22 protein-coding genes are annotated in these 26,571 nt (G+C 60.8%); 16 read left to right on the forward strand and 6 right to left on the reverse strand.

Annotated elements, in window-relative coordinates:
* Window positions 1-5 precede the first annotated feature (5 nt).
* The 9 genes from murD (at window position 6) to lpxC (ending at window position 10,464) form a co-directional block, all read left to right on the forward strand.
* A complete protein-coding gene (gene murD, locus BMY98_RS02990; protein ID WP_074884462.1) occupies window positions 6-1,352 on the forward strand; it encodes a UDP-N-acetylmuramoyl-L-alanine--D-glutamate ligase in 1,347 nt (448 codons plus the stop codon).
* Window positions 1,349-2,566, forward strand: coding sequence for a putative lipid II flippase FtsW (gene ftsW / locus BMY98_RS02995; RefSeq protein ID WP_037014687.1), 1,218 nt, complete (start codon window positions 1,349-1,351; stop codon window positions 2,564-2,566). The genes murD and ftsW overlap by 4 nt, the downstream gene beginning before the upstream one ends.
* Complete coding sequence (gene murG, locus BMY98_RS03000; RefSeq protein ID WP_074884467.1) at window positions 2,553-3,626, forward strand: undecaprenyldiphospho-muramoylpentapeptide beta-N-acetylglucosaminyltransferase; 1,074 nt, start codon at window positions 2,553-2,555, stop codon at window positions 3,624-3,626. The genes ftsW and murG overlap by 14 nt, the downstream gene beginning before the upstream one ends.
* Entirely contained in the window at window positions 3,619-5,079 is a 1,461-nt protein-coding gene (murC, locus tag BMY98_RS03005) for a UDP-N-acetylmuramate--L-alanine ligase (protein WP_074884470.1), read from the forward strand. The genes murG and murC overlap by 8 nt, the downstream gene beginning before the upstream one ends.
* A complete protein-coding gene (locus tag BMY98_RS03010) occupies window positions 5,076-6,035 on the forward strand; it encodes a D-alanine--D-alanine ligase (protein WP_074884472.1) in 960 nt (319 codons plus the stop codon). The genes murC and BMY98_RS03010 overlap by 4 nt, the downstream gene beginning before the upstream one ends.
* Window positions 6,036-6,038: 3 nt before the next feature.
* Window positions 6,039-6,911 (forward strand): cell division protein FtsQ/DivIB, encoded by an 873-nt coding sequence (locus BMY98_RS03015; RefSeq protein ID WP_065992154.1) that lies wholly within the window; start codon window positions 6,039-6,041, stop codon window positions 6,909-6,911.
* 15 nt (window positions 6,912-6,926) lie between these two features.
* Window positions 6,927-8,186, forward strand: coding sequence for a cell division protein FtsA (gene ftsA, locus BMY98_RS03020; protein ID WP_037014678.1), 1,260 nt, complete (start codon window positions 6,927-6,929; stop codon window positions 8,184-8,186).
* A 63-nt stretch (window positions 8,187-8,249) separates the two neighbouring features.
* A complete protein-coding gene (gene ftsZ / locus BMY98_RS03025; RefSeq protein WP_074884474.1) occupies window positions 8,250-9,440 on the forward strand; it encodes a cell division protein FtsZ in 1,191 nt (396 codons plus the stop codon).
* A gap of 112 nt (window positions 9,441-9,552) precedes the next feature.
* Complete coding sequence (gene lpxC / locus BMY98_RS03030; RefSeq protein WP_065992158.1) at window positions 9,553-10,464, forward strand: UDP-3-O-acyl-N-acetylglucosamine deacetylase; 912 nt, start codon at window positions 9,553-9,555, stop codon at window positions 10,462-10,464.
* Between the two features lie 631 nt (window positions 10,465-11,095).
* On the opposite strand, the gene BMY98_RS03040 is transcribed toward lpxC, so the two are convergent.
* Window positions 11,096-11,563: a DUF721 domain-containing protein gene (locus BMY98_RS03040; protein WP_074884479.1), complete on the reverse strand. Its 468-nt coding sequence runs from the start codon at window positions 11,561-11,563 to the stop codon at window positions 11,096-11,098.
* 319 nt (window positions 11,564-11,882) lie between these two features.
* Here BMY98_RS03040 and secA point away from each other — a divergent pair, with 319 nt between their 5' ends.
* From secA to BMY98_RS03060, 4 genes are all read left to right on the forward strand, one after another.
* On the forward strand, window positions 11,883-14,633 hold the full coding sequence (gene secA, locus BMY98_RS03045) for a preprotein translocase subunit SecA (protein ID WP_074884482.1): 2,751 nt from the start codon (window positions 11,883-11,885) through the stop codon (window positions 14,631-14,633).
* Between the two features lie 135 nt (window positions 14,634-14,768).
* Window positions 14,769-15,986 (forward strand): bifunctional glutamate N-acetyltransferase/amino-acid acetyltransferase ArgJ, encoded by a 1,218-nt coding sequence (argJ, locus tag BMY98_RS03050; protein ID WP_074884486.1) that lies wholly within the window; start codon window positions 14,769-14,771, stop codon window positions 15,984-15,986.
* 38 nt (window positions 15,987-16,024) lie between these two features.
* Entirely contained in the window at window positions 16,025-16,651 is a 627-nt protein-coding gene (locus BMY98_RS03055; protein ID WP_074884490.1) for a glutathione S-transferase family protein, read from the forward strand.
* Window positions 16,652-16,653: 2 nt separating this feature from the next.
* Window positions 16,654-17,598 carry a Nudix family hydrolase gene (locus BMY98_RS03060; RefSeq protein WP_074884763.1) on the forward strand — a complete coding sequence of 315 codons (945 nt, stop codon included), beginning with the start codon at window positions 16,654-16,656 and terminating at the stop codon, window positions 17,596-17,598.
* Window positions 17,599-17,693: 95 nt separating this feature from the next.
* Here BMY98_RS03060 and BMY98_RS03065 read toward each other — a convergent pair whose 3' ends face one another.
* The 3 genes from BMY98_RS03065 to BMY98_RS03075 all read right to left on the reverse strand — a co-directional run bounded on the left by BMY98_RS03065 (window position 17,694) and on the right by BMY98_RS03075 (window position 21,308).
* Window positions 17,694-18,272 carry a cob(I)yrinic acid a,c-diamide adenosyltransferase gene (locus tag BMY98_RS03065; protein WP_074884494.1) on the reverse strand — a complete coding sequence of 193 codons (579 nt, stop codon included), beginning with the start codon at window positions 18,270-18,272 and terminating at the stop codon, window positions 17,694-17,696.
* Window positions 18,273-18,276: 4 nt separating this feature from the next.
* On the reverse strand, window positions 18,277-20,325 hold the full coding sequence (locus BMY98_RS03070) for a sensor histidine kinase (protein WP_074884498.1): 2,049 nt from the start codon (window positions 20,323-20,325) through the stop codon (window positions 18,277-18,279).
* Between the two features lie 62 nt (window positions 20,326-20,387).
* Entirely contained in the window at window positions 20,388-21,308 is a 921-nt protein-coding gene (locus BMY98_RS03075; protein ID WP_425438841.1) for a putative 2-dehydropantoate 2-reductase, read from the reverse strand.
* Between the two features lie 172 nt (window positions 21,309-21,480).
* Between BMY98_RS03075 and BMY98_RS03080 the strand changes: the two genes are divergently transcribed.
* Both BMY98_RS03080 and BMY98_RS03085 read left to right on the forward strand, forming a co-directional pair.
* Window positions 21,481-21,966 (forward strand): YajQ family cyclic di-GMP-binding protein, encoded by a 486-nt coding sequence (locus tag BMY98_RS03080; RefSeq protein WP_065992166.1) that lies wholly within the window; start codon window positions 21,481-21,483, stop codon window positions 21,964-21,966.
* 151 nt (window positions 21,967-22,117) lie between these two features.
* Window positions 22,118-22,966, forward strand: a complete 849-nt coding sequence (locus tag BMY98_RS03085; RefSeq protein WP_074884769.1) for a mechanosensitive ion channel family protein — start codon at window positions 22,118-22,120, stop codon at window positions 22,964-22,966.
* A 257-nt stretch (window positions 22,967-23,223) separates the two neighbouring features.
* Here the strand turns inward: BMY98_RS03085 and BMY98_RS03090 are convergent, their stop codons facing one another.
* Together BMY98_RS03090 and BMY98_RS03095 are read right to left on the reverse strand one after the other, a co-directional pair.
* The gene (locus tag BMY98_RS03090; protein WP_074884500.1) at window positions 23,224-24,789 is read right to left on the reverse strand and encodes an AmpG family muropeptide MFS transporter; all 1,566 of its coding nucleotides are present in this window, start codon (window positions 24,787-24,789) and stop codon (window positions 23,224-23,226) included.
* Between the two features lie 42 nt (window positions 24,790-24,831).
* On the reverse strand, window positions 24,832-25,200 hold the full coding sequence (locus BMY98_RS03095; protein ID WP_245760009.1) for an MGMT family protein: 369 nt from the start codon (window positions 25,198-25,200) through the stop codon (window positions 24,832-24,834).
* Window positions 25,201-25,360: 160 nt separating this feature from the next.
* On the opposite strand from BMY98_RS03095, the gene BMY98_RS03100 reads away from it, so the two are divergent.
* Window positions 25,361-26,368, forward strand: a complete 1,008-nt coding sequence (locus BMY98_RS03100) for a DUF481 domain-containing protein (protein WP_074884503.1) — start codon at window positions 25,361-25,363, stop codon at window positions 26,366-26,368.
* Window positions 26,369-26,571 lie beyond the last annotated feature (203 nt).

Below are 26,571 nucleotides of genomic sequence, written 5' to 3' on the forward strand. Positions count from 1 at the left end.
AACGAGTGTCACTGATCGCTTCTGACCACTTCCGCATCGTTGTCGGCCTCGGCAAGAGCGGCATGTCCCTGGTTCGCTTTCTTGCGAACCGGGGTGTGTCGTTTGCTGTCGCCGATACGCGGGAGAATCCGCCAGAACTCGCGACCTTGCGCCGTGACTACCCGCAGGTCGACGTGCGCTGTGGTGAGCTGGACGTTGAATTCCTGTGCCGCGCCGATGAGTTGTATGTCAGCCCCGGTCTGGCCTTGGCGACCCCGGCTTTGCAGGAAGCGGCCATGCGCGGCGTGAAGCTGTCCGGCGATATCGAGCTGTTCGCTCGCAATGCCAAGGCGCCCATCGTTGCCATCAGCGGATCGAATGCGAAAAGCACGGTCACCACGCTGGTGGGTGAGATGGCTGCGGCAGCGGGCAAACGTGTCGCCGTCGGCGGCAATCTCGGCACGCCGGCGCTGGATCTGCTCAGCGATGACGTCGAGCTGTATGTCATGGAGCTGTCGAGCTTCCAGCTGGAAACCACCGATCAGCTCGGCGCTGAAGTGGCAACCGTGCTGAACATCAGTGAAGACCACATGGACCGCTACACAGGCCTGCCGGCTTATCACTTGGCCAAGCACCGGATCTTCCGCGGCGCGCGGCAGGTGGTGGTCAATCGTCAAGACACGCTGACCCGCCCGTTGATCGGCGAAGGCGTGCCGTGCTGGACCTTCGGTCTGAACAAGCCCGACAGGAACGGCTTCGGCTTGCGCGAAGAGAACGGCGAGAAATATCTGGCCTTCCAGTTCGACAACCTGATGCCGGTCCGCGAGCTGAAAATCCGTGGCGGCCACAATCAGGCCAACGCCCTGGCTGCGCTGGCACTGGGTCATGCGGCCGGTCTGCCGTTCGACGCCATGCTTGCCAGCCTCAAGACATTTGCCGGTCTGGTTCATCGCTGCCAATGGCTGCGTGAGCTCAACGGCGTGAACTACTACGACGACTCCAAAGCGACCAACGTCGGTGCCGCGCTGGCAGCGATTGAAGGCCTTGGCGCCGACATCGACGGCAAGCTGGTGCTGATTGCCGGCGGCGATGGCAAGGGCGCGGATTTCACCCCGCTCAAAGCCCCGGTTGCCGCCCATTGCCGCGCCGTCGTCCTGCTGGGCCGCGATGCGGATCTGCTTGCTGCGACCTTCGGCGATTCGGTGCCTCTGGTACGCGTCACTACATTGGAAGAAGCCGTGCAACGTGCTGCTGATATCGCACAGGAAGGGGACGCCGTTTTGCTGTCGCCCGCCTGCGCAAGCCTGGACATGTTCAAGAATTTCGAAGAGCGCGGACAACTGTTCGCCCGGGCCGTGGGGGACTTGTCATGATTTTTGGCGTGATCAAGCCGTACCCGTCGCCGATCATCAGCGGCCGTGGCGTTGACGTCGATTTCCCGATGCTCGCCGGCTGCCTCGCGTTGCTGGGCCTGGGCCTGGTGATGATCACGTCCGCGTCGTCGGAAGTGGCCGCCGTTCAGTCGGGCAATGCGCTGTACATGATGACCCGTCACCTGATCTATCTGGTGCTCGGCCTGATCGCCTGCGTCGCCACCATGATGGTGCCGGTCGCCACCTGGCAGCGTCTGGGCTGGCTGATGCTGATCGGCGCGTTCGGCCTGCTGATCGCGGTGATCGTGCCCGGTATCGGGCGTGAGGTGAACGGTTCGATGCGCTGGATCGGCTTCGGCATGTTCAACGTGCAGCCCTCGGAAATCGCCAAAGTCTTCGTGGTGATCTTCCTGGCCGGTTACCTGATTCGTCGCCAGCAGGAGGTGCGTGAGAGCTGGATGGGCTTCTTCAAGCCGTTCATCGTCTTGCTGCCCATGGCTGGCTTGCTGCTGATGGAGCCGGACTTTGGCGCCACCGTCGTGATGATGGGCGCGGCGGCTGCGATGCTGTTTCTCGGCGGCGTCGGTCTGTTTCGTTTCAGCTTGATGGTGGCCTTGGCCGTTGGCGCTGTGTTCGTGCTGGTCCAGGCGCAGCCGTACCGGATGGCGCGTCTGATTACCTTCACCGACCCGTGGTCCGATCAATTCGGTTCCGGCTACCAGCTGACCCAGGCGCTGATTGCCTTCGGTCGTGGCGAATGGTTCGGCGTCGGCCTCGGCAACAGCGTGCAGAAGCAGTTCTACCTGCCGGAAGCCCACACCGACTTCGTGTTCTCGGTACTGGCCGAAGAGCTGGGCGTGGTGGGTTCGCTCGCCACGGTCGGGCTGTTCGTCTTCGTCAGTATCCGTGCGATGTACATCGGCATGTGGGCCGAGCGCGCCAAGCAGTTCTTCGCTGCGTACACCGCGTACGGCCTGGCCTTCCTCTGGATTGGTCAATTCCTGATCAACATCGGCGTGAACGTGGGTTTGCTGCCGACCAAGGGTCTGACCCTGCCGTTCCTCAGCTACGGCGGCAGCTCGTTGATCATTTGCTGCGCCAGCCTGGGCCTGTTGCTGCGCATCGAGTGGGAATCGCGCAACAACATGGGCAGTGAAGAAGCCGAGTTTCAGGAAAGCGACTTTGCCGAGGAGCCGACCCATGGCCGCCGGTAACGTTTTGATCATGGCGGGCGGCACCGGCGGACACGTGTTCCCGGCGCTGGCGTGCGCCCGTGAGTTCCAGGCCCGCGGTTACACCGTGCATTGGCTGGGGACGCCCCGTGGGATTGAAAACGAGCTGGTGCCCGCGGCAGGTTTGAAGCTGCACCTGATCAACGTCACCGGTTTGCGTGGCAAGGGTCGGCTGTCGCTGCTGAAGGCGCCGTTCATGTTGATCAAGGCATTGTTGCAGGCGCGCAAGGTCGTGCGTGAGTTGAAGCCGGTCTGCGTTGTTGGCTTCGGCGGCTACGTGACAGGCCCTGGCGGTCTGGCGGCGAAACTCGCTGGCGTGCCGCTGATCATCCACGAACAAAACGCCGTCGCGGGCACGGCCAATCGCAGCCTGGCGTCGTTCGCTGCGCGGGTCTGCGAAGCGTTCCCGCAGACCTTCGCCGCATCGGCCAAGCGCCGTACCACCGGTAACCCGGTACGCGCCGAGCTGTTTTTCGAGACGCCGCGCCAGACGCTGATCGGTCGCCGGCCTCGTTTGCTGGTGCTGGGCGGAAGCCTGGGCGCCGAGCCGCTGAACAAATTGCTGCCGGAAGCCCTGGCGCAAGTGCCTGCCGACATTCGCCCTGAAGTCTTTCATCAGGCCGGCAAGCATCACGATGAAGTGACCGCCGAGCGTTATCGCGTCGCCGGTGTCGAGGCGCAGGTCGCCCCGTTCATCAAAGACATGGCCCAAGCCTATGGCTGGGCGGATCTGGTGGTCTGCCGCGCAGGTGCGTTGACCGTCAGTGAACTGGCTGCCGCCGGGCTGCCGTCGTTGCTGGTGCCTTTGCCCCACGCGATCGACGATCACCAGTCGCGCAACGCCGAATATCTGGCTCGCGAGGGCGCTGCCTTCGTCATGCCGCAAGCGACAACTGGCGCCGCCGAGATGGCCGCTCGCCTGAAAGAGGTTTTGATGCAACCCGAACAATTGAACCGCATGGCCGTCACGGCTCGCCAACTGGCCAAGCCTGATGCCACCAACACCGTCGTCGATATCTGCCTGGAGGTGGCCCATGGTTGAGAATCAACGCGCCATGCCCCAGCCGGAAATGCGCCGCATCCGTCGTATCCACTTCGTGGGCATCGGCGGCGTGGGGATGTGCGGTATTGCCGAAGTATTGCTGAACCTGGGCTATGACGTGTCCGGTTCAGACCTCAAGACCTCGGCAGTGACCGAGCGTCTGGAGTCCTTCGGTGCGCAGATTTTCATCGGCCATCGCGCAGAAAACGCGGCTGCCGCTGATGTGCTGGTCGTGTCCAGCGCCGTTAACACCTCTAACCCGGAAGTGGCGACTGCCCTTGAGCGTCGTATTCCAGTCGTGCCACGGGCTGAAATGCTGGCCGAGTTGATGCGCTATCGCCACGGCATCGCTGTCGCCGGTACTCACGGCAAAACCACGACCACCAGCCTGATCGCTTCGGTATTCGCGGCCGGCGGCCTTGATCCGACGTTCGTCATTGGCGGTCGTCTGAATGCAGCTGGCACCAATGCGCAGCTGGGCACCAGCCGTTACCTGATCGCCGAAGCCGATGAGAGTGACGCGAGCTTCCTGCACCTTCAGCCCATGGTGGCGGTCGTCACCAACATCGACGCCGACCATATGGCGACCTACGAAGGTGACTTCAACAAGTTGAAGAAAACCTTCGTGGAATTCCTGCACAACCTGCCGTTCTACGGGCTTGCAGTGGTGTGCATCGATGATCCGGTGGTGCGCGACATTCTGCCGTCGGTCAAGCGTCCGACCATGACTTATGGTTTCAACGAAGCTGCCGACGTGCGCGCGATTAACGTCCGTCAGGAAGGCATGCAAACGTACTTCACCGTGCTGCGTCGTGACCGCGAGCCGCTCGATGTGTCGGTGAACATGCCGGGCAACCACAACGTGCTCAATTCGCTGGCGACCATCGCTATCGCCACCGACGAAGGCATTACGGATGAGGCCATCGTGCAGGGGCTTTCGGGCTTCCAGGGCGTGGGTCGACGTTTCCAGGTCTACGGTGAACTGCCGGTTGAAGGCGGCACGGTGATGCTGGTCGACGATTACGGCCACCACCCGACCGAAGTCGCTGCCGTCATCAAAGCTGTGCGCGGCGGCTGGCCGCATCGCCGCCTGGTCATGGTTTACCAGCCGCACCGCTACAGCCGTACCCGCGATCTGTACGACGATTTCGTGCAGGTCTTGAACGACGCCAACGTGCTGCTGCTGATGGAAGTCTATCCGGCCGGTGAAGAACCGATTCCGGGCGCGGACAGCCGTCAGCTGGCCCACAGCATTCGTCAGCGCGGTCAGCTTGATCCGATCTACATCGAGCGTGGCGTCGAACTGGCCCCGCTGGTCAAACCGCTGCTGCGCGCCGGCGACATTCTGCTGTGCCAGGGCGCCGGCGACATCGGCGGGCTCGCACCGCAATTGCTGAAAAGCCCGCTGTTCACCGGCGCCATCGTGGCCTCAACCGAAGGTAAGCTGAAATGACAGCCGCCCTGCAGTCCGCCCTGTTCTCGACGCTGGAGCCGAAACGCTTCGGTCGCGTCGCCGTGCTGTTCGGCGGCAAGAGCGCGGAGCGGGAGGTTTCCCTGAAATCCGGCAGCGCAGTGCTTGAAGCCCTGCAAAGCGCAGGCGTCGACGCGTTCGGTATCGACGTGGGCGAGGATTTCCTGCAGCGGCTGGTCAGCGAAAAGATCGATCGCGCGTTCATCGTGCTGCACGGTCGCGGTGGCGAAGACGGCACCATGCAGGGTCTGCTGGAGTGCCTGGAAATCCCCTACACCGGCAGCGGCGTGCTCGCGTCGGCGCTGGCGATGGACAAGCTGCGCACCAAGCAGGTCTGGCAGAGTCTCGGCTTGCCGACGCCCCGCCATGCGGTGCTGAGCAGCGAAGCGGATTGTATTTCTGCGGCGACGGAACTGAGCTTTCCTTTGATCGTCAAACCCGCCCATGAAGGTTCCAGCATCGGTATGGCCAAGGTGACTGGCGTCGACGAATTGATCGCCGCCTGGAACGCCGCCCGTACCTACGATTCGCAAGTGTTGGTTGAACAATGGATCGAAGGTCCGGAGTTCACCATCGCCTCTCTGCGTGGGCAGGTATTGCCTCCCATCGGTCTGGGTACTCCCCACAGTTTTTACGACTACGACGCCAAATACCTGGCTTCCGATACTCAGTACCGGATCCCTTGCGGCCTCGATGCAGCCAAAGAAGATGAGCTCAAGGCACTCACGGCGCGGGCGTGTGAAGCGGTCGGCATTGCCGGCTGGGCACGCACCGACGTCATGCAGGACGCCAACGGCAAATTCTGGTTGCTGGAAGTGAACACCGTTCCCGGCATGACCGACCACAGCCTTGTACCGATGGCTGCGCGTGCGGCCGGGCTCGATTTCCAACAGTTGGTGTTAGCGATTCTGGCCGACAGCGTCCAGGTGGAAGGGTAGATCATGCACGGCGCAACGGTTCGTCATCAGCAATCCGCCACCGGCCGCAACAAGCCGGTGCCGCGGGGTGCCAGCCGCATGGTCGCCAAGGAGCCCATGTCGTCGCGCATGTCGCGACCGAACTTTGGTTTCCTGCGCAGCCTGATGTGGCCTGTGCTGTTGGTTGTGTTCGGTTTCGGTACGTATGAAGCCGCCCAGCGCTTGCTGCCTTACGCCGACCGGCCGATCTCGCGGATCAACGTGCAGGGCGACTTGAGTTACATCAGTCAGCAAGCCGTGCAGCAGCGAATCGCGCCGTTCGTGGCGACCAGTTTCTTCAACATTGATCTGGCCGGCATGCGCACCGAGCTTGAGCAAATGCCGTGGATTGCCCACGCCGAGGTCCGCCGCGTCTGGCCGGATCAGGTGGTGATCCGTCTGGAAGAACAATTACCGGTTGCGCGCTGGGGCGATCAATCCCTGCTGAACAACCAGGGTCAGGCATTCACCCCGCGTGAACTGGCCAACTACGAACACCTTCCGCAGTTGTTCGGGCCTCAACGGGCCCAACAGCAGGTGATGCAGCAGTACCAGGTACTGAGCCAGATGTTGCGCCCGTTGGGGTTCTCCATCGCTCGCCTGGAACTGCGTGAGCGAGGCAGCTGGTTTCTGACCACCGGCGCAGGCAATGCAGGCCCAGGCCTGGAGCTGCTGCTGGGACGAGGCAATCTGCTTGAGAAGATGCGCCGCTTTATCGCCATCTACGACAAGACACTGAAAGACCAGATCACGAACATTGCGCGAGTCGACCTTCGTTACAACAACGGCCTGGCCGTTGGTTGGCGCGAACAGGCAGCAGCGCCAACGACGGACAAACCCGCCGTCGCGAAGAATTGATAAGAGGCAGGACCCATGGCAAACGTGCAAAGCGGCAAAATGATCGTCGGATTGGATATCGGCACCTCCAAAGTGGTGGCGCTGGTAGGCGAAGTCGCGGCTGATGGCACGCTGGAAATCGTCGGTATCGGCACTCACCCGTCCCGCGGCCTGAAGAAGGGCGTGGTGGTGAATATCGAATCCACCGTGCAATCGATCCAGCGCGCTGTAGAAGAAGCGCAGCTGATGGCCGGTTGCCGCATTCACTCGGCGTTCGTTGGCGTCGCGGGCAATCACATCCGCAGCCTGAACTCCCACGGCATCGTGGCGATTCGCGACCGCGAAGTCAGCTCGGCCGACCTCGAACGCGTGCTCGACGCTGCCCAGGCTGTGGCGATCCCGGCTGACCAGCGCGTGCTGCACACGTTGCCGCAGGACTACGTCATCGATAACCAGGAAGGCGTTCGCGAGCCACTGGGCATGTCGGGCGTGCGTCTGGAAGCCAAGGTTCACGTGGTGACCTGCGCAGTGAACGCTGCACAGAACATCGAAAAATGCGTGCGCCGCTGTGGCCTCGAAGTCGACGACATCATTCTCGAGCAGCTGGCCTCGGCCTACTCGGTGCTGACCGACGACGAGAAAGAGCTGGGCGTGTGCCTGGTGGACATCGGCGGCGGTACCACCGACATCGCAATCTTCACCGAAGGCGCGATCCGCCACACCGCGGTGATCCCGATTGCCGGCGACCAGGTGACCAACGACATCGCCATGGCGCTGCGTACACCGACCCAGTACGCAGAAGAAATCAAGATCCGCTACGCCTGCGCCCTGGCCAAACTGGCTGGCGCCGGCGAAACCATCAAAGTGCCAAGCGTCGGCGACCGTCCACCCCGTGAGCTGTCCCGTCAGGCCCTCGCTGAAGTTGTCGAGCCGCGCTATGACGAGCTGTTCACCCTGATTCAGGCCGAACTGCGTCGCAGCGGCTACGAAGACTTGATCCCGGCCGGCATCGTGCTGACCGGTGGCACCTCGAAAATGGAAGGCGCGGTCGAACTGGCCGAAGAGATCTTCCACATGCCGGTCCGCCTTGGCGTACCGCACAGCGTCAAAGGGCTCGCGGACGTCGTTCGCAACCCGATTTACTCAACCGGCGTCGGCCTGTTGCTGTACGGACTGCAAAAGCAGTCTGACGGCATCTCGCTGTCCGGCCTTTCCGGCTCCGGTAGCAGTTATAGCGATGAACCGAAGGCTCCAGTGTTAGAGCGTCTCAAACGCTGGGTTCAGGGGAATTTCTAAGATTCAAAAAGTGGTAGGCAGGCAACAGGCGACATAAAACTAGAGAACTGAAGGAGAGGGAACATGTTCGAGCTCGTAGACAACATCCCACAAAGCCCGGTAATTAAAGTTATCGGCGTTGGTGGTGGCGGCGGCAACGCAGTCAATCACATGGTCAAAAGCAACATCGAAGGCGTCGAGTTCATCTGCGCCAACACCGATGCTCAGGCCCTGAAAAACATTGGCGCACGTACCATTCTGCAATTGGGTACCGGCGTGACCAAAGGCCTGGGCGCAGGTGCGAATCCTGAAGTCGGCCGTCAGGCTGCACTGGAAGACCGCGAGCGCATCGCTGAAGTGCTGCAAGGCACCAACATGGTCTTCATCACCACTGGCATGGGCGGCGGTACCGGTACCGGTGCTGCACCGATCATTGCCGAAGTGGCCAAGGAAATGGGCATTCTTACTGTTGCGGTCGTCACCCGTCCGTTCCCGTTCGAAGGCCGCAAGCGTATGCAGATCGCCGATGAAGGCATCCGCGCGCTGTCCGAAAGCGTCGACTCGTTGATCACCATCCCCAACGAGAAGCTGCTGACCATCCTCGGTAAGGACGCCAGCCTGCTGTCGGCTTTCGCCAAGGCTGACGATGTACTGGCCGGTGCCGTTCGCGGTATCTCCGACATCATCAAGCGTCCGGGCATGATCAACGTCGACTTCGCCGACGTACGCACCGTGATGTCCGAAATGGGCATGGCGATGATGGGCACTGGCTGCGCCAGCGGTCCGAACCGTGCGCGTGAAGCCACCGAAGCGGCCATCCGCAACCCGTTGCTCGAAGACGTGAACCTGCAAGGTGCTCGCGGCATTCTGGTCAACATCACCGCCGGTCCTGACCTGTCTCTGGGTGAGTACTCCGACGTGGGTAGCATCATCGAAGCGTTCGCCTCCGAGCACGCCATGGTCAAGGTCGGTACCGTTATCGATCCGGACATGCGCGACGAGCTGCACGTGACTGTGGTTGCCACCGGCCTGGGTGCAAAAATCGAGAAGCCTGTGAAGGTCATCGACAACACCATGCAGACCGCTCAAGCCGCACCTGCGCAGCAACATGCCGCACGCCAGGAGCTGCCTTCGGTCAACTACCGCGATCTGGACCGTCCAACCGTGATGCGTAATCAGGCACACGCAGGCGCAACAGCCGCCGCCAAGATGAATCCGCAAGACGATCTGGATTACCTGGACATTCCAGCGTTCCTGCGTCGTCAGGCTGATTAATGGGTTCTATCAGGGGTATAAGGGTGATTGGTGTTCAGCAAAGGCGGGGTCTGCTATCATCGCCAGCCTTTGTTGATACTAATTCGCGATACGCGCTGAAGCGGCCAATGCCATGATTAAACAACGCACCCTGAAAAATATTATCCGTGCCACAGGTATCGGCCTGCACTCGGGGGAGAAGGTTTACCTGACCCTCAAACCAGCACCTGTGAACGCTGGCATTGTGTTTTTCCGTACCGACCTTGAGCCGGTGGTCCAGATCAACGCTCACGCGTTGAATGTGGGTGACACCACGCTCTCCACGACGCTGTTCAATGGCGACGTGAAGGTCGATACGGTCGAGCACTTGCTGTCGGCCATGGCCGGCCTTGGCATCGATAACGCCTACGTTGAACTTTCTGCCTCCGAAGTTCCAATCATGGACGGCAGCGCAGGTCCCTTCGTATTCCTGATTCAATCGGCTGGCCTGGAAGAACAGGACGCACCGAAGAAATTCATCCGCATACTGAAAGAAGTGTGCGTAGAAGAAGACGGCAAGTCCGCCAAGTTCTTACCGTTTGAGGGTTTCAAGGTAGGGTTCGAGATCGACTTCGATCACCCTTATCTGAAGAACCGTACACAGACGGCTTGCGTGGATTTTTCCAGCACTTCGTTCGTTAAAGAAGTGAGCCGTGCGCGGACATTCGGTTTCATGAAAGACATCGAATACCTGCGTAAACATAACCTTGCTCTGGGCGGCAGCGTTGAAAACGCGATCGTCGTGGACAAGGACGGCGTGCTGAACGAGGACGGTCTTCGTTATGAAGACGAGTTCGTGAAGCACAAGATTCTGGATGCCATCGGTGACCTGTATCTGTTGGGCAACAGTCTGATCGGCGAGTATCAGGGCTTCAAGTCGGGACACGGTCTGAACAATCGTTTGCTTCGTGCGTTGATCGCTCAGGAAGACGCTTGGGAAGTTGTGACCTTCGAAGATGCCAGCACCGCACCGATCTCTTACATGCGCCCTGTTGCGGCGGTGTAGACAGTCTCTTCTTCCTAGTTTTTGATGTTTTCAGGCCACCTTCGGGTGGCCTTTTTTATTGATCGTCGATTGGATAGCGGGCATATCCGTTTTTTGTGTTTGCTGGAATTATGGTTCCGCCCTTACGGCGGGTCACTTTTTCCAACAGCCCGGATTGCCGGCCCAGAAAAAAGTAACCAAAAAGGCCGTGCTCCTGGTTGGGTTCCTCCTTCGTCGGAATACCTTCACTCCGGTCTCGCTCCGTGGGCCCGCGCCGAACGGGCATCCATGCCCTGACGGCGCTCTCGCCGCATCCATGCGGCTCGGCCCACTGCGCGAGACCTGCGTTCAGCCTGCACCCAAGTCGCGATCGGCGGTGTCTGGGCTGCATGTGGTTGAACATCAAGGTCAAAAGCTTCCCGGCTGAAGCCGGTCCTACGAGGGCGACGCCGGTCCCGCAGGTGTACGCGGTGCTTTTTAGTGGGACCGGCTTTAGCCGGGAAGGGGCCAGTAAGAGCGCTGGCATTTTTGGATTTGGTTAAAGAGGGCTGAGACTGATCTTGCCCACGCTCTGCGTGGGTATGCATCCCAGGACGCTCCGCGTCCGGTCTTTAGCCGAATGCTGCGAATCGGCGGGCCGGGGTAGTCAGCATCATGATTCCCCAGTTTCTTTCGTCACGGCATGCGCTGCCAGCCGTTCCAGCGCGGCACGCAGTTTCGGGTCGGTGATGCCTTCGGCCGTTGCGGAGATGGTTTCGGCCGCTGCAACGGAAAGATCGCGCGTATGACCCATCTCACTTCGGTGCGTTCTTGCGGGCTGTACCTTCAGGTGCAGGCGAGTGAGGTTGGCGAATTCCTTGAACGCGACCAGTTGCCGTTGCAGACGCTTCTGTTGATAGCGCAGTCGAGTGGCCCAGTGGCCGTCGGTGACGATGAGCAGCAGTGTGCCCTCGCGCCAGGACGCGACGTGGCAGTGCTCGCGGGCGGCGGGTTGTAGCTGGCTTTCCAGCAGACGCTGCAAATGGGCGAGGCGTTGGGCGTGGTTGAAGATGGCTTTAAGCGGCCGGGATTCGCGCAGAAGAACGGCCGGTACGCGAGCGGGGAGGGGACGAAATGCCATGATGGGGTGCCTTGTGTTGCCAGGGCGTGATCTTAGCAGAATCGGTTGGAGCACCTTTGCATCAGGCATTCCGGGCACAAATGCGCCAAGCGATCATGAAAAAACATTAATAAAACTTCTCGCCCGCATGGGTTGAAGTCACGGGAAATGACCCTATTGTACTTCTGCCCCGTAACATTGCTGTGCCAGCATCGTGGAATAACGCCACTTTCCTCACCACCATTTCCGGGTAGAATGCTCGTTCGCATGCGGCCATGAGGGCTGCTCGGGCGACTCACGGGGCCGCCCTCCATCCCTATGTGTGGAAGATCCTTTCGATATGTTTGCACCTTTGTTAAAAAAACTTTTCGGAAGCAAGAACGAGCGCGAAGTGAAGCGCATGCTCAAGACGGTCCAGGTCGTCAACAGCTTCGAAGAGCAAATGCTCGCCCTCTCGGACGAACAGCTGCGCGCCAAGACCGACGAGTTGAAGGCCCGCATAGCCAAAGGTGAGACCCTCGACCAGCTCTTGCCAGAAGCCTTCGCGGTCTGCCGCGAGGCGGGTAAACGCATCATGGGCATGCGTCACTTCGACGTACAGCTCATCGGTGGCATGACACTGCACGAAGGCATGATCGCCGAGATGCGGACCGGCGAAGGTAAAACCCTCGTCGCGACCCTCGCGGTCTACCTCAATGCACTGTCCGGCAAGGGTGTGCACGTGGTCACGGTGAACGACTACCTGGCCCGTCGTGACGCCAACTGGATGCGCCCGCTGTATGAATTCCTCGGTCTGAGCGTAGGCGTGGTCACGCCTTTCCAGCCGCCGGAAGAGAAGCGCGCCGCCTACGCCTCCGACATCACCTACGGTACCAACAACGAATTCGGTTTCGATTACCTGCGCGACAACATGGCGTTCAGTCTGGAAGATAAATTCCAGCGTGAACTGAATTTCGCCGTGATCGACGAAGTTGACTCTATTCTTATCGACGAAGCCCGTACCCCGCTGATCATCTCCGGCCAGGCCGAAGACAGCTCCAAGCTCTACACCGAAATCAACAAGCTGATTCCCAAGCTCGAGCAGCACATCGAGGAAGTGGAAGGCGTGGTCACCAAGCAGGGTCACTTCTCCATCGACGAGAAGTCCCGTCAGGTAGAGCTGAACGAGTCCGGTCACCAGTTCATCGAAGAGATGCTCACTGAAGTCGGTTTGCTGGCTGAAGGCGAGAGCCTGTATTCCGCGCATAACCTCGGTCTGCTGACCCACGTTTACGCCGGTCTGCGTGCCCACAAGCTGTTCCATCGCAACGTCGAATACATCGTTCAGGACGGCCAGATCCTGCTGGTCGACGAGCACACCGGCCGCACCATGCCGGGTCGTCGTCTGTCCGAAGGCCTGCACCAGGCTATCGAAGCGAAGGAAGTTCTGAACATTCAGGCCGAGAGCCAGACTCTGGCCTCGACCACCTTCCAGAACTACTTCCGTCTCTACAACAAGCTGTCCGGCATGACCGGTACGGCGGACACCGAAGCGTTCGAATTCCACCAGATCTACGCCTTGGCCGTGATGGTCATTCCGCCGAACAAGCCGTTGGCGCGGAAAGATTTCAACGACCTCGTGTACCTGACCGCCGAAGAGAAGTACGCGGCGATCATCACCGACATCAAGGCCTGTCTGGCCGAGCAACGTCCGGTGCTGGTGGGTACAGCGACGATCGAAACCTCTGAGCACATGTCCCGCCTGCTGGTGCAGGAAGGCATCGAGCACAAGGTTCTGAACGCCAAGTTCCACGAAAAAGAAGCTGAAATCATTGCCCAGGCCGGTCGTCCGGGTGCGCTGACCATCGCCACCAACATGGCCGGTCGCGGTACTGACATTCTGCTGGGCGGTAACTGGGAAGTTGAAGTTGCCAGCCTGGAAGACCCGACCCCTGAGCAGATCGCGCAGATCAAGGCCGACTGGCAGAAGCGCCATCAGCAAGTGATTGAAGCGGGTGGTCTGCACGTGATCGCTTCCGAGCGTCACGAATCCCGTCGTATCGACAACCAGCTGCGTGGTCGTGCCGGTCGTCAGGGTGACACCGGTTCGAGCCGTTTCTACCTGTCGCTGGAAGACAGCCTGATGCGCATCTTCGCCTCTGACCGGGTGAAGAACTTCATGAAAGCGCTGGGCATGCAGTCCGGCGAAGCGATCGAGCACCGCATGGTGACCAACGCGATCGAAAAGGCACAGCGCAAGGTCGAAGGCCGCAACTTCGACATCCGCAAGCAACTGCTGGAGTTTGACGACGTTTCCAACGAACAGCGCAAAGTGATCTACCACATGCGTAACAGCCTGCTGGCTGCGACCAACATTGGTGACACCATTGCCGAGTTCCGCGAAGAAGTCCTCGACGCCACCATCACCGCACACATCCCGCCGCAGTCGTTGCCTGAGCAGTGGAACGTCGCGGGTCTGGAAGCTGCGCTGAGCAGCGATTTCGGCGTGAAGCTGCCGGTTCAGCAGTGGCTCGACGAAGACGATCACCTGAACGAAGACACCCTGCGTCCGAAGTTGATGGAAGCCATTCTGGCCGCCTACAACGAGAAAGAAGACCAGGCCAGTGCCGAGGCACTGCGCACGTTCGAGAAGCAGATTCTCCTGCGCGTTCTGGACGACCTGTGGAAAGACCACTTGTCGACCATGGATCACCTGCGTCACGGTATCCACCTGCGCGGCTACGCTCAGAAGAACCCGAAGCAGGAATACAAGCGCGAGTCGTTTGCCCTGTTCCAGGAGCTGCTTGATTCGATCAAGCGCGATGCCATTCGTGTGCTGTCCCACGTTCAGGTTCGCCGTGAAGATCCAGCCGAGGAAGAGGCGCGTCTGCGCCGCGAAGCCGAGGAGTTGGCCCAGCGCATGCAGTTCCAGCACGCCGAAGCGCCGGGCCTGGATCAGCCTGACCTGCTCGCCGAAGAGGGTGAAGACGTCGCGGTAGCCGCCGCCGCCGCGCTGTCGCCGGTTCGCAACGACCAGAAGCTGGGTCGCAACGAATTGTGCTGGTGTGGTTCGGGCAAGAAATTCAAGCACTGTCACGGCCAGATCAACTGATTTGCAAGCTGCGACAAGCTTTGGCTGAACTGTAAAATCACGCCGCGACCGGCTCTGCCGTCGCGGCGTTTTTCAATCAATCGAGCCGTGTCGGCGGGGCCGCATGGCGTGACTGTCTTTCAAGGAGCGCACTTCATGGCTGTTGGTCTTGGTCCTTTGCCGACGCTGCACCCGGTTCCCGGTTTTGAACTTGGCATCGCTTCCGCCGGCATCAAGCGCCCGGGGCGCAAAGATATCGTGGTCATGCGCTGCGCCGAAGGCTCCAGCGTCGCAGGCGTGTTTACGCTGAACGCCTTTTGCGCGGCGCCAGTGATCCTCGCCAGGCAGCGCGTGCAAGGCACGGTGCGTTATTTGCTGACCAACACCGGCAACGCCAATGCCGGCACTGGCGAACCAGGCCTGGCCGCCGCCGAGCGCACCTGCGCGAAGCTGGCCGAGATCACCGGGGTCGATGCCAGCGCCGTGCTGCCGTTTTCCACCGGCGTGATCGGCGAGCCATTGCCCGTCGAGAAGATCGAAGGTGCGCTGCAGGCGGCGCTGGATGATTTGTCCGTAGACAACTGGGCGGCGGCGGCCACCGGGATCATGACCACCGACACATTGCCGAAGGGTGCGAGCCGTCAGTTCGTGCTTGATGGCGTGACCGTCACCGTGACCGGCATCAGCAAAGGTGCGGGCATGATTCGTCCGAACATGGCGACCATGCTGGGCTACATCGCCACCGACGCCAATGTCGCGCCGAACGTGCTGCAGGACCTGATTCGCGACGGCGCCAACAAGTCGTTCAACCGCATCACCATTGATGGCGACACGTCGACCAACGACTGCTGCATGCTGATCGCCACCGGCCAGGCCGACCTGCCCGCTGTCACCGAAGCCAAGGGCCCACTGTTCGAAGCGCTGAAAAAAGCCGTCTTCGAGGTGTGCATGGACGTCGCCCAGGCCATCGTCCGTGACGGCGAGGGCGCCACCAAGTTCGTGACCGTCGAAGTCAACGGCGGCGGCAATCATCAGGAATGCCTGGACGTGGGTTACACCGTTGCCCATTCGCCATTGATCAAAACCGCGCTGTTCGCCTCGGACCCGAACTGGGGCCGGATCCTGGCGGCCGTGGGTCGCGCGGGCGTGCCGAACCTCGATGTCAGCAAGATCGACGTGTTCCTGGGTGACGTGTGCATCGCCAGCAAAGGCGCCCGCGCCAGCACCTACACTGAAGAGCAAGGCTCGCTGGTGATGGCGCAGGAAGAGATCACTATCCGGATCGAGCTGGGCCGTGGCGATTGCAGCGAAACCATCTGGACCACCGACCTGTCGCACGAATACGTGAAAATCAACGCGGAATACCGCACCTGAGTCACGAGCGAGTCCACCGGTTTCAACGGAGCCAAGACATGAGCCTGCACCTGATCATCGGCGACAAACGTTATTCCTCCTGGTCGCTGCGTCCCTGGCTGGCGCTTGCGCTGACCGGCGAAGCGTTCACCGATCAGGTGATTCGCCTGAACCAGGCGGACACCACACGGCTGATTCTGGAGCATTCGCCAACCGGTAAAGTCCCTGCGCTGAAGTGCGAGCACGGCACCATCGTCGACTCACTGGCGATTTGTGAGTATCTGGCGGAGCGCTTTCCGAATGCCGGATTGTGGCCAGCGGACGTTGCAGCCCGCGCTCAGGCCCGGTCGGCGTGCGCGCAGATGCACAGCGGTTTTGTCGGACTGCGCTCGCGTTTGCCGATGGACTTGCGTCAGGACGAGGCGTTGGAAATTATTGCGGTCGAAGCTCAGGCAGATATCGAACGCATGGTTGCGCTGTGGCGTGAATGCCGCGCGGTGTCGGGCGTGAGCGAGGGTTTCCTGTTCGGTACGCCGGGCATCGTCGATGCGTTCTTCGCACCGGTCGCCGTGCGATTTCGTACCTATCACGTCGAGCTGCCGGCAGACGCGGCAGCCTACGTCGAAACGATTTATCAGTGGCCTGAGTTCAAGCGCTGGCAGCAGGCGGGTCTGGAGGAAGGTTGAACGTGAAACGCATCCATGTAGCGGCGGCGGTTATCCGTGGTACCGACGGCAAGATCCTCATCGCACGCCGCGCCGACAAACAGCATCAAGGCGGTTTGTGGGAGTTTCCCGGCGGCAAGGTCGAACCTGATGAGTCGGTCGACGCCGCGCTATCCCGCGAGCTGCAAGAAGAGCTTGGCATCTTGGTGACAGCGGCGCGTCCGCTGATCAAGATCAAGCACGACTACCCGGACAAACAGGTGTTGCTGGACGTCTGGGAGGTCTCGTCGTTCACCGGCGAGCCCCATGGTGCTGAGGGGCAACCCCTGGCCTGGGTATCGCAGCGGGAACTGGCCGAGTATGAATTCCCGGCAGCGAATCGGCCGATCGTGGCCGCTGCACGTCTGCCGGGCGAATACCTGATCACCCCGGACGATCTGGATACCCCGGAGCTGCTGCGCGGCATACGCACGGCAGTGGCTGGCGGCATCAAGCTGGTTCAGCTGCGGGCGCCGAACATGTACGACCCTAAATACCGTGACGTGGCGGTTGACGCGGTCGGGCTGTGTGCGGGCAAGGCGCAGTTGATGCTCAAAGGGCCGCGCGAATGGCTGGGAGACTTTCCGGCGGCGGGCTGGCACCTGACCAGCGAACAGCTGCGCAAATACGCCAGCAAGGGCCGTCCGTTCCCTGAGGACCGCTGGCTGGCGGCCTCATGTCATGACGTCGAAGAGTTGAGTCTGGCCGAGCAGATGGGCGTGGATTTTGTCACGCTCTCGCCCGTGCTGCCGACGCAGAGCCATCCAGATGCCCAGCCGCTGGGTTGGGAAAAGGCCCGCGAGTTGATCGAGGGCTTCAGCAAGCCCGTTTATCTGCTGGGCGGGGTAGGGCCTACGGACCGTCAGCACGCTTGGGAATGTGGCGCGCAGGGTGTGGCCGGAATTCGCGCGTTCTGGCGGCAGGGCTGAAGAGGATCACATGGTAGGAGCGCGCCACCCCGACGGCTCCTACAGAAGCGGCGTCCATCTTCAGTAGTGAATCCGACTGGCACCGTTCTGTGTGATCACTGCGGCTTTTTCGCAGGCTCCCACAAAATCTCTGCAACGCCCTCACGTCGGGCAATGATCCGTGCCGCGACAAACAGCAAATCCGACAGCCTATTGATGTACGCCAGCCCGACACCGGCCAGTGGCTCGACCGCGTTGAGGTGCTGACAACGCCGCTCTGCCGTGCGCGCCAGGCTTCGGCACACGTGGGCCTGTGCAATCAGCGTCGAGCCGCCCGGCAAGATGAAATTCTCCAGCGGCCCCAGCTCTTCATTCCAGTGATCGATGGCCGTTTCCAGGCGCTCGATCTCGGCCGCATTCAACGCCTGGTATTCCGGCATCGCCAGCTCGCCGCCCAGGTCGAATAACCGATGCTGACAGGGCGCCAATACGTCGATGACCTCCTGCAGCGCCGGCTGAGTCGCCACTGCTGCCGTAAGGCCGGCCAGCAACACGCCGACCTGACTGTTCAGCGAATCAACTTCCCCGATGGCCTCAACCCGCGGGTGATCTTTCGGCACCCGACGGCCGTCGCCCAAACCCGTCTCGCCGGTGTCACCCGTGCGCGTGTAAATTTTCGACAAGCGAAATCCCATGGCTCTACTCCCGGTCGTTCTGACCAATGACCTGTGGTGCAGGCATATCTATCGAATTGTCCACCAGCGGCAGACGCAAAGTGAAACAGGTTCCCTGGCCGAGGGTGGAATGCACTTCCATCTGGCCTTTGTGGTTGTTGGTGATGATGAAATACGACACTGACAAACCGAGGCCTGTGCCCTGGCCGATTTCCTTGGTGGTGAAGAACGGCTCGAAGGTGCGCTTGCGTACGCTTTCCGGCATGCCGATGCCGTTGTCCTCGACCTGAATCTCCGCCCATGGCGGGTTCAGGCGCGTGCGCAAAATGATGCGCCCCGGCTCGCTGGCGTTCTCGCGCTGGTGAATGGCCTGAGCGGCGTTCTTCAGCAGGTTGAGAAGCACTTGCTCCAGTTCGTTGGCCGTCGCAGGCACCGGACCCAGGCCAGGATCGAACTGGCGAATGATGTTCTGGCCCTTGAAGTCGAAGCCGATGGTGAGGTCGAAGTCGTTGCTGGCGATCTCCACCGCCTGATCGATCAGTGCCGGCAGATCACAGGGCGCCAACTGACGGTTGCTGCGTCGGCTGAAGCTGAGCATATGGCTGACGATCTTCGCCGCACGCGCTCCGGCTGACTGAATGCCGTCAAGCAACTGTGGCACTTCCCGGGCGATCAGGTATTGATTCACCGCCGCCAGCTGAATGCCTTCCTGCTCGGCCTGTTCCAGATTCTTCGGCAAATCGGGCGACAGCCGACGGCGGATGTTCTGCACGTTGTGCATGATCGCGCCGAGGGGGTTGTTGATCTCATGGGCCATGCCGGCGGCGAGCCCACCCACCGAGAGCATTTTCTCCGACTGGACCATCATTTCCTCCAGCGACAGGCGCTGGGTGATGTCATCGATGCGGATTACCGCGCCACGGCCGGCATCGCCGGTAAGGGGGTAGAAGGTGAGGGCGTAATGACGCGACTCCTCGCCCTTGACCCAGGTCACCCGCTCGATCTTGGTGACGGTATGCCGCTCGACGGTCTGTTTGATCTGCGGCAAAAACGCTCGCATCGGCGGGAACGCCGAGTAGATGGGCTGGTTGAGCGCTTCGTCCAGCGGCGTGCCGGACAGGGCGCCGGCTTCCTGATTCCACTGGGTGACGTACAGCTGCTCATCCAGAGCGATCAGCGCCGACGGCATGGAGTCGATGATGCTGTTGAGGTAGTTCTGAAACCCTGTGAGCTTCTTCTCGATCTTGCTGCGGACCTGGACTTCCAGCTCCAGCTTGCGGTTGGTGTGGCGAGTTTCTTCCGCCAGGCCCTGGGCCTGATCGTAGGCTTCCTGAGAGTCATCGCGGGCGCGTCTGAGTTGCTGCTCACGGGCTTCCATACGCGAGAGCATTGTGTTGAACGCCTCGGCCAGCGAGCCGATTTCGTCTTTGTTGCCGGGCGTCGCCCGCAGCGCGTAGTTCTCCTCGCGGGTGACCCGCCGCGACAGGTCTTCCAACTGATAGATGGGCTCGGTAATAAAACGCCGAATCTGCCGGGCAACACCGGCCCAGAGCAGGATGCTGAAAATCAGGATGCCGAGGCTGGCGGTCAGCGTGCCGGTGTAGAACGCCGTCGGCAATTCGCTGCTCGCCACCAGCAACAGATGCCCCGGCGCTTGCCCGGCTTTGGGAATGGGGATGACCTGAGTGTTGCGAAACTCGGTAATGCGCCAGCTCTCCAGATCCCGGTAGTGGTCAGGCATGCGCAGTTTGTCGCCTTGCTGCATCTGCGCCAGACGCGTACCGCTGCTTTCGTACACCGCCGCCGCTCGCAACGGGCCGTAGTTTTTCAGTTCATTGAGCAGCGCCTGGGCGTTATAGGTCGAGGACAGGGCTTGTTCGGAGAGCCCGGGATTGCTGATCAGCCGACCGATCGTTTGCAATGCCTGGGGCGCCATCGCTTCTTGAGAGATGTAATAGGCGGCGCTGATGAAGGTCAGGTTGGCGACTACCAGCACCGTGGTGAGCAACACGAGCAAGGCGGCCAGGAGTTTTTGACCGACCGGAAGGTTTTCGAGGCGCTGGCGCAATGGCATGGGGCGGGTCACCGGAGTAAGGAGCGGGCAGGTTAGCGCTGTTCCGCCCGTGAGCAAACCCGTCAGTCGCTGGGCAGGCCTCGGGCGTTGAGGTGTTCGATCAGCCGCGAGCGTAGCTGGTTCAGCTTTGGCGCAGCGCAACCGATGGCAGCCGCCGTGGCGCAGACATGCCCGAGCAGGTAGCGGATCTCGGTGCGACGGCCCTGAGCGACGTCCTGATACATCGAGGAATAATTCCCGGCGGTGGCGGCAATCACCTGCTGCACCTGATCCAGCAACCCTTCAGCAGCGCCGGACTGACCGCAGCGTTGCAGCACGTGGGCAAGCTCTGCACACAGCGCCGTCACTTCTTCAGCATGAGACTGCAGCCCTCCGTTGCGGCATTGATGCAACACGGTCAGCGGGTTGATGGCGCAGTTGAGCGCAAGTTTGCGCCAGAGGCGTTCGGCGATGTCAGCGGTCCACTGATGGGGGATGCCCGCCTGTTTGAGCTCATCCAGCCAGGCCGGCGCCGCGTCGTGCTGTGTGTCGCCCAGCCAGTTGGAGCCTTGCCCGGCGAACATCACGCTCCAGTCTTCATCGCGGTAAGCGCCTTCGGTGCTGGAGACAAAGATGCAGCGTGCCTCAGGAATCGTCGCGGCCACGGCGTCCTGGCTGCCGAGACCGTTTTGCAGGAGTAGAACGTCAGCGGTGGCGGTCAGGCGATGGGCGACGGCTGCAACCGCGCGCTCAGCGTCGTAGGCCTTGCACGCCACCAGCAGCCGCTGAATGGGCTCATCTGCGCTGACGGCCTGCGCGGGAATGGCAAACGTCTGGCGCTGACCCTTTTCGTGTAGAGCCAGGCCGGCGTGCGCGTCGTAGGCCGCCAGTCGGGCCTCGTCACGCAAGATCAGCCGCACCGGCAAGCCTGCCCGGGCCAGTCGCGTGGCCCAGAGACTGCCCAGACTGCCCGCGCCCAGAACGTGCCAGCACACGGAATTCAAAAGAAATGACGCCCGATGACGAAGATCTCGGTGCGCAGGGAAAACGAAATCAACATCGCAGGCTCACATGAACGTGGGAAAAGTCTCGTTATAATGATCGGGCTTTCATACCGTCAAGTCAGGCGTGCTCCATCCACATGTTGAGCCGCGCCGTATCAATTGGAGAATCTACATGCCCTCGTTCGACGTAGTGTCCGAACTGGATAAACACGAAGTCACGAATGCCGTCGACAACGCCATCAAAGAGCTGGACCGCCGCTACGACCTCAAAGGCAAAGGCAGCTTCGAGTTCACGGAAAAAGACCTGCTGATCAAGATGACGGCCGAAGAAGGTTTTCAGCTCGAAGCCATGATCGAGATCCTCAAGCTGGCCCTGGTCAAGCGCAAGATCGATGTGCAGTGCCTGGAACTGAAGGATCCCTTCGCGTCCGGCAAGGTCATGAAGCAGGAAGCCACCCTCAAGGAAGGCATCGACAAGGAGTTGGCGAAGAAGATTGTCGCCCACATCAAGGAGGCCAAGCTCAAGGTTCAGGCCGCGATTCAGGGCGAGCAAGTGCGCGTTACCGGCAAGAAGCGTGACGACCTGCAAGAAGCGATTGCTGCGCTGCGTGGTCACGAGTTCGGCATGCCACTGCAATTCAACAACTTCCGCGACTGATTCCCCCGCGATTTGCTCTGCAATTTCATGTCGGCACAGGAACCCGAGGGGTTCCTGTGCGTCCGAATGCAGGTCTCGCTGAAATAACGGGCCCACTCGGCACCGTTGCTTCAGCCTTCCATGTCGCGACCCCGAGGAGAAATAGATGGACTTGGATTTAAACGGCCAGGTAGACCATCTGGTGAAAGCGTCTCAGGCCTGGATCCCGATGGTCATGCAATACGGCAGCAAGGTGCTGCTCGCAGTGATCGTCCTGCTGGTCGGCTGGTGGCTGATCAATAGACTGACTTCCCGGGTGGGTGCGCTGTTGGCGCTGCGCCACGTTGACCTGGCGTTGCAGGGCTTCATCAGCAGCATCACCAACATCATCCTGAAAATCCTGCTGATCGTCAGCGTTGCGTCGATGATCGGGGTGGAAACCACTTCATTCGTTGCCGCGATCGGTGCGGCCGGTCTGGCCATTGGCCTGGCGTTGCAGGGCAGCCTGGCAAACTTTGCCGGCGGCGTGTTGATTCTGCTGTTCCGTCCGTTCCGCATTGGCGACTGGATCGAAGCCCAAGGCGTGTCCGGCACCGTGGACGGGATTCAGATCTTCCACACCGTGCTGCGCACCGGCGACAACAAGACGGTGATCCTGCCCAATGGCAACCTGTCCAACGGCATCATCACCAACACCAATCGCCAGCCGACGCGCAAGATCACCTTCGACGTGGGCATCGATTACGACGCCGACCTCAAGCAGGCGCTGCAAGTGTTGATGGACATGGCGGATGATCCGCGCATCTTGCAGGATCCGGCGCCACAGGCGGTGGTCGCGGCACTGGGTGACAGCTCGATTACCGTGTCGCTGCGTGTGTGGACCAAGACCGGTGACTTCGGTGACGTGTCGAACCGCTTCAACGCTGAAATCCGCGACCGTCTGCGCGCGGCCAACATCGACATCCCGTTCCCGCAGCGGGTGATTCGTGTGGTGCAGGACGAGCAGCCCGCAAAGGCATAACGCTCGATCGCAGAAAGCAAAAAGCCCCGACTCGTGAGAGTGCGGGGCTTTTTTTTGAGTGGGTGTTGGTGCCTTTGCATGATTGAGGCTTGCTTCTGCCCGAAGGGCGTAGGAGCGTGGCTTGTCCCGCGATTTGGCGCGCAGCGGCAGTCAATCCGGTGAGTGCGGTGCGTCAGCAACGAAGGCCGTTGCAAGCTTTACTACTGCTTCGCAGCCGATCGCGGGACAAGCCACGCTCCTACAGAGTCGGGTTCGCCTTACAGAGTTGAATCCGCAGGCTTGGCTGGCTCTTCGCCTTCTGCCGCTTCTTCCCGGGCTTCCCGGCGTGCTTCCTGCGCCCAGTGCAGCGCGATCATGAACAACGTCGGCACGCCCATCAGCGCGGTCGCCAGGAAGAAGTTGTGATACCCCAACTTCTCCACCATGACGCCGGAGTAGCCGCCGATCAGACGCGGCAACAGCAACATGATCGAGCTGAGCAGCGCGTATTGAGTGGCCGAAAACTTGAGGTTGGTCAGGCTCGACAGGTAGGCCACAAACGCCGACGTCGCAAGACCCGAGCTGAAGTTATCCAGCGAGATCGTGACGATCAGCATCTTCAGGTTCGGGCCCATGTCGGCCAGCATCAGGAACAGCAGGTTGGTGGCCGCCGACGTGATACCGCCGATGAACAGGATCGGCAGAATGCCGAAACGCACGATCGCCAGGCCGCCGAACGCCGCGCCGGCCAGCGTCATCACCAGACCGAAAATCTTGCTGACGCTGGCAATCTGATCCTTGGTGAAGCCCTGGTCGATGTAGAACACGTTCGCCATCACACCCATGACCGTGTCGGACATGCGATAGGTGGCAATCAGCCCCAGCAGCAGAAACGCCTGCCAGCGATAACGCAGGATGAAATCGTTGATCGGCGTCAGCACCGGCGCCAGGCCGCGGCGGCCCATGGACGACAGGCAGGCCACGGTCAGCAGCGTGTAGAGGATCGCGCGCAGAAAGGCGCGGTCTTCCATCAGCAGGTCTTTCCAGGTGGTGTCCTGAAACAGCACGCTGGCGAAATCGGTGTTGTACAGCTGAGTGAACATGGCTGGCACCGAGACCAGCAGAATGATCAGCACGAACACCGAGGCCAGTTGATGGGCAAAGCCGTAGCGCACGGCCGACAGCTGGGTGCGGATTGGCACGGACGGTTCGCGCATGATCAGGCTGGTGATCAGCGCGGGCACCATCAGCAGACCGAACAGCACATACGTGCCGGCCCAGGCCGAGTGTTTGTAGGCAAAGCCGGTGGAGCCGAACCCTTCAGCGAAGTACAACGCGCCGGCGGTGGCGAGCAGGGCGGCGACGCGGTAGCCGGCCATGTAGCTGGCCGCGAGGGTCGCTTGCTGGCTGTCGCTGGCGACTTCCAGGCGGTAGGCGTCGATAGCGATGTCCTGGGTCGCCGAAGAGAACGCCACCACCACTGCAATCGCGATCAGCCACGAGAGGTGCTGCTGCGGATCGCAGAACCCCATACCGATCAGGCCAAGGATGACCAGCGACTGCGAGAGCACCAGCCACGAGCGGCGGCGGCCAAGGCGGCCCAGGAACGGAAGGCTCCATTGATCGAGCAGCGGCGACCAGACCCATTTAAAGGCATAGGCCAGACCGATCAGGCTGGCGTAGCCAATGGTTTCACGCGCGACGCCGGCTTCACGCAGCCAGACCGACAGCGTTGAGAACACCAACATGTAAGGCATGCCCGCGGCAAAGCCGAGCAACAGGAGCACAAACGTAGAGGGGCTGGCATATGCGGCGAGCGCGGCGCGCCAGGTTTTGCGGGGCATGGGCTGGAATCTGCCTCAGGTTACGTAAACAAAGCGCGCACTCTAACCGTTGTGCTCTGTCGGGCGCCAGCCATGACGCTGCATATCCACACGATTGTTACGGATGGTCACGCCCTCGGCACGCAACCGTGCGCGTTGCTCCTCGCCCGACACGGTTCCGGGCGCCAGGCTGATGCGCCCGCCGGCGCCAATCACGCGATGCCACGGCAGGCTGCTGCCGTCCGGCAACTGGCTCAACGCCCTGCCCACGAAGCGCGCCGCTCGTCCCAAACCGGCCAGCTCGGCCAGTTGCCCATAACTGACCACTTTGCCTTCCGGTATTTGATGCAGCGTAAGGTATAACGCCGTACGCCGTGCCTCTGCAGGGGAGAGGCCGGCGGGGTCGTCGTGCGCGGCAGATTGTTCGATCACGCATTCGTTCCTGTAAAAGGGATGAACGGGAATTTTCAATAAGGAACTAGGGAAGCTTCCTACGGTCAGTGATACCTGTGTCGGCGGTCTGCCGATTGCCAAGACGTTATCCATCCGGATAATGCCCGATTTTCCGCGAACCAGAGCCTTGCCGTTGCTTATGTTGTCCAGAACCCTGTTGTGCGTTGCTATTGCCAGTGCTTCTACCCCATTGCTCGCCGACACCGTCTGGTTGAAAAACGGTGACAAGATGACGGGTACCATCAAGTTCTTCGACGGCGGCAAGCTGCTGATCAACACCAAATATGCAGGCGACGTCCCGCTCGACTGGAAGGAAATCAAGACGCTGGAAAGTGACCAGCACCTTTTGGTGAAGCAGGACGCCACCACCGGTGAGATCTCCAAATCGCTACAGCCGGCCGAAGACGGCAAGGTCACGCTGGCCAATGGCGACGCGCCGAAGACCGTGGAGCTGGCGAGCATCCAGCAGATCATGAAGCCCAAGCCGGTGGTCACCGATCTGGTCTGGAAAGGCAATATCGATGCAGCACTGGATTTCCAGCGCGCCGAGAACGACACCGACGATTACAACATCGCCTTCAAGACCTCCGCGACCCATGGCCAGTGGCGCCACAACGCCAAGGGCGAATACAACCGCGAGTCGCAGGACAGCCTGACCACCACCAATAACTGGGATGCCGAATACTCGGTCGACCGGTTCCTCACTGAAAAGTGGTTCTGGGACGGGCGCATCACCTACAAGCGCGACACCATTGAAGACCTGTCCCGTCAGCGCACCGTCGGTACCGGTCCGGGTTACCAGTTCTGGGACGATGAATTGGGTGCGTTCAAAGTGGGCGGCTTGCTGAACCGCACTGATTTTGAATATTCCAACGGCGAGAAGGACAACTTCTACTCCGTGTCCGGCACCTGGGACTACAACCGCTACCTGATTGGCAAGAAGGTCGAGTTCTTCACCAATGGTGAACTCGGCAAGCCGCTCAGCGGCGTGGCGGACTACAGCCTGGAGACGGAAGTGGGCCTGCGTTACAAAGTCACTGAATGGGCGTCGCTCAACCTCAAGGCCGAGAAAGACATCATCAGCGGCTCCGACAACGGCGACCTGGACAAGACCCGCTACACCGCCGGTTTCGGTGTTTCCTGGTAACAGCCGCATTATCCATGCCTGAGCGTGCGCAGATCACACCCTGATCTGCGCGCGTCGGCTGGTTTCTTTTTTAAGCGTTTTTTTACGCGAACTCTCCGCCCAATCGTCACCACCGCTCAATCTGGCACCTGCCGGCGATAACGATTATCGTGTGGCATGGGTCGCCGTCTGCTTTTTCGCGTCCCTCGATGCCTTCGTTTTAC

The sequence above is a fragment of the Pseudomonas graminis genome, assembly GCF_900111735.1.
GTDB lineage: Bacteria > Pseudomonadota > Gammaproteobacteria > Pseudomonadales > Pseudomonadaceae > Aquipseudomonas > Aquipseudomonas graminis.

What these genes read in the sequence shown, in the direction of transcription:
- ftsA (WP_037014678.1), top strand. Translation starts at nt 6,927, where the DNA reads ATGGCAAACGTGCAAAGCGGCAAAATGATCGTCGGATTGGATATCGGC.
- BMY98_RS03070 (WP_074884498.1), bottom strand. Translation starts at nt 20,325, where the DNA reads ATGCCATTGCGCCAGCGCCTCGAAAACCTTCCGGTCGGTCAAAAACTC.
- BMY98_RS03015 (WP_065992154.1), top strand. Translation starts at nt 6,039, where the DNA reads ATGCACGGCGCAACGGTTCGTCATCAGCAATCCGCCACCGGCCGCAAC.
- BMY98_RS03080 (WP_065992166.1), top strand. Translation starts at nt 21,481, where the DNA reads ATGCCCTCGTTCGACGTAGTGTCCGAACTGGATAAACACGAAGTCACG.
- lpxC (WP_065992158.1), top strand. Translation starts at nt 9,553, where the DNA reads ATGATTAAACAACGCACCCTGAAAAATATTATCCGTGCCACAGGTATC.
- ftsW (WP_037014687.1), top strand. Translation starts at nt 1,349, where the DNA reads ATGATTTTTGGCGTGATCAAGCCGTACCCGTCGCCGATCATCAGCGGC.
- BMY98_RS03010 (WP_074884472.1), top strand. Translation starts at nt 5,076, where the DNA reads ATGACAGCCGCCCTGCAGTCCGCCCTGTTCTCGACGCTGGAGCCGAAA.
- ftsZ (WP_074884474.1), top strand. Translation starts at nt 8,250, where the DNA reads ATGTTCGAGCTCGTAGACAACATCCCACAAAGCCCGGTAATTAAAGTT.
- murC (WP_074884470.1), top strand. Translation starts at nt 3,619, where the DNA reads ATGGTTGAGAATCAACGCGCCATGCCCCAGCCGGAAATGCGCCGCATC.
- BMY98_RS03055 (WP_074884490.1), top strand. Translation starts at nt 16,025, where the DNA reads ATGAGCCTGCACCTGATCATCGGCGACAAACGTTATTCCTCCTGGTCG.
- murG (WP_074884467.1), top strand. Translation starts at nt 2,553, where the DNA reads ATGGCCGCCGGTAACGTTTTGATCATGGCGGGCGGCACCGGCGGACAC.
- BMY98_RS03100 (WP_074884503.1), top strand. Translation starts at nt 25,361, where the DNA reads ATGTTGTCCAGAACCCTGTTGTGCGTTGCTATTGCCAGTGCTTCTACC.
- BMY98_RS03040 (WP_074884479.1), bottom strand. Translation starts at nt 11,563, where the DNA reads ATGGCATTTCGTCCCCTCCCCGCTCGCGTACCGGCCGTTCTTCTGCGC.
- secA (WP_074884482.1), top strand. Translation starts at nt 11,883, where the DNA reads ATGTTTGCACCTTTGTTAAAAAAACTTTTCGGAAGCAAGAACGAGCGC.
- argJ (WP_074884486.1), top strand. Translation starts at nt 14,769, where the DNA reads ATGGCTGTTGGTCTTGGTCCTTTGCCGACGCTGCACCCGGTTCCCGGT.
- BMY98_RS03065 (WP_074884494.1), bottom strand. Translation starts at nt 18,272, where the DNA reads ATGGGATTTCGCTTGTCGAAAATTTACACGCGCACGGGTGACACCGGC.
- BMY98_RS03090 (WP_074884500.1), bottom strand. Translation starts at nt 24,789, where the DNA reads ATGCCCCGCAAAACCTGGCGCGCCGCGCTCGCCGCATATGCCAGCCCC.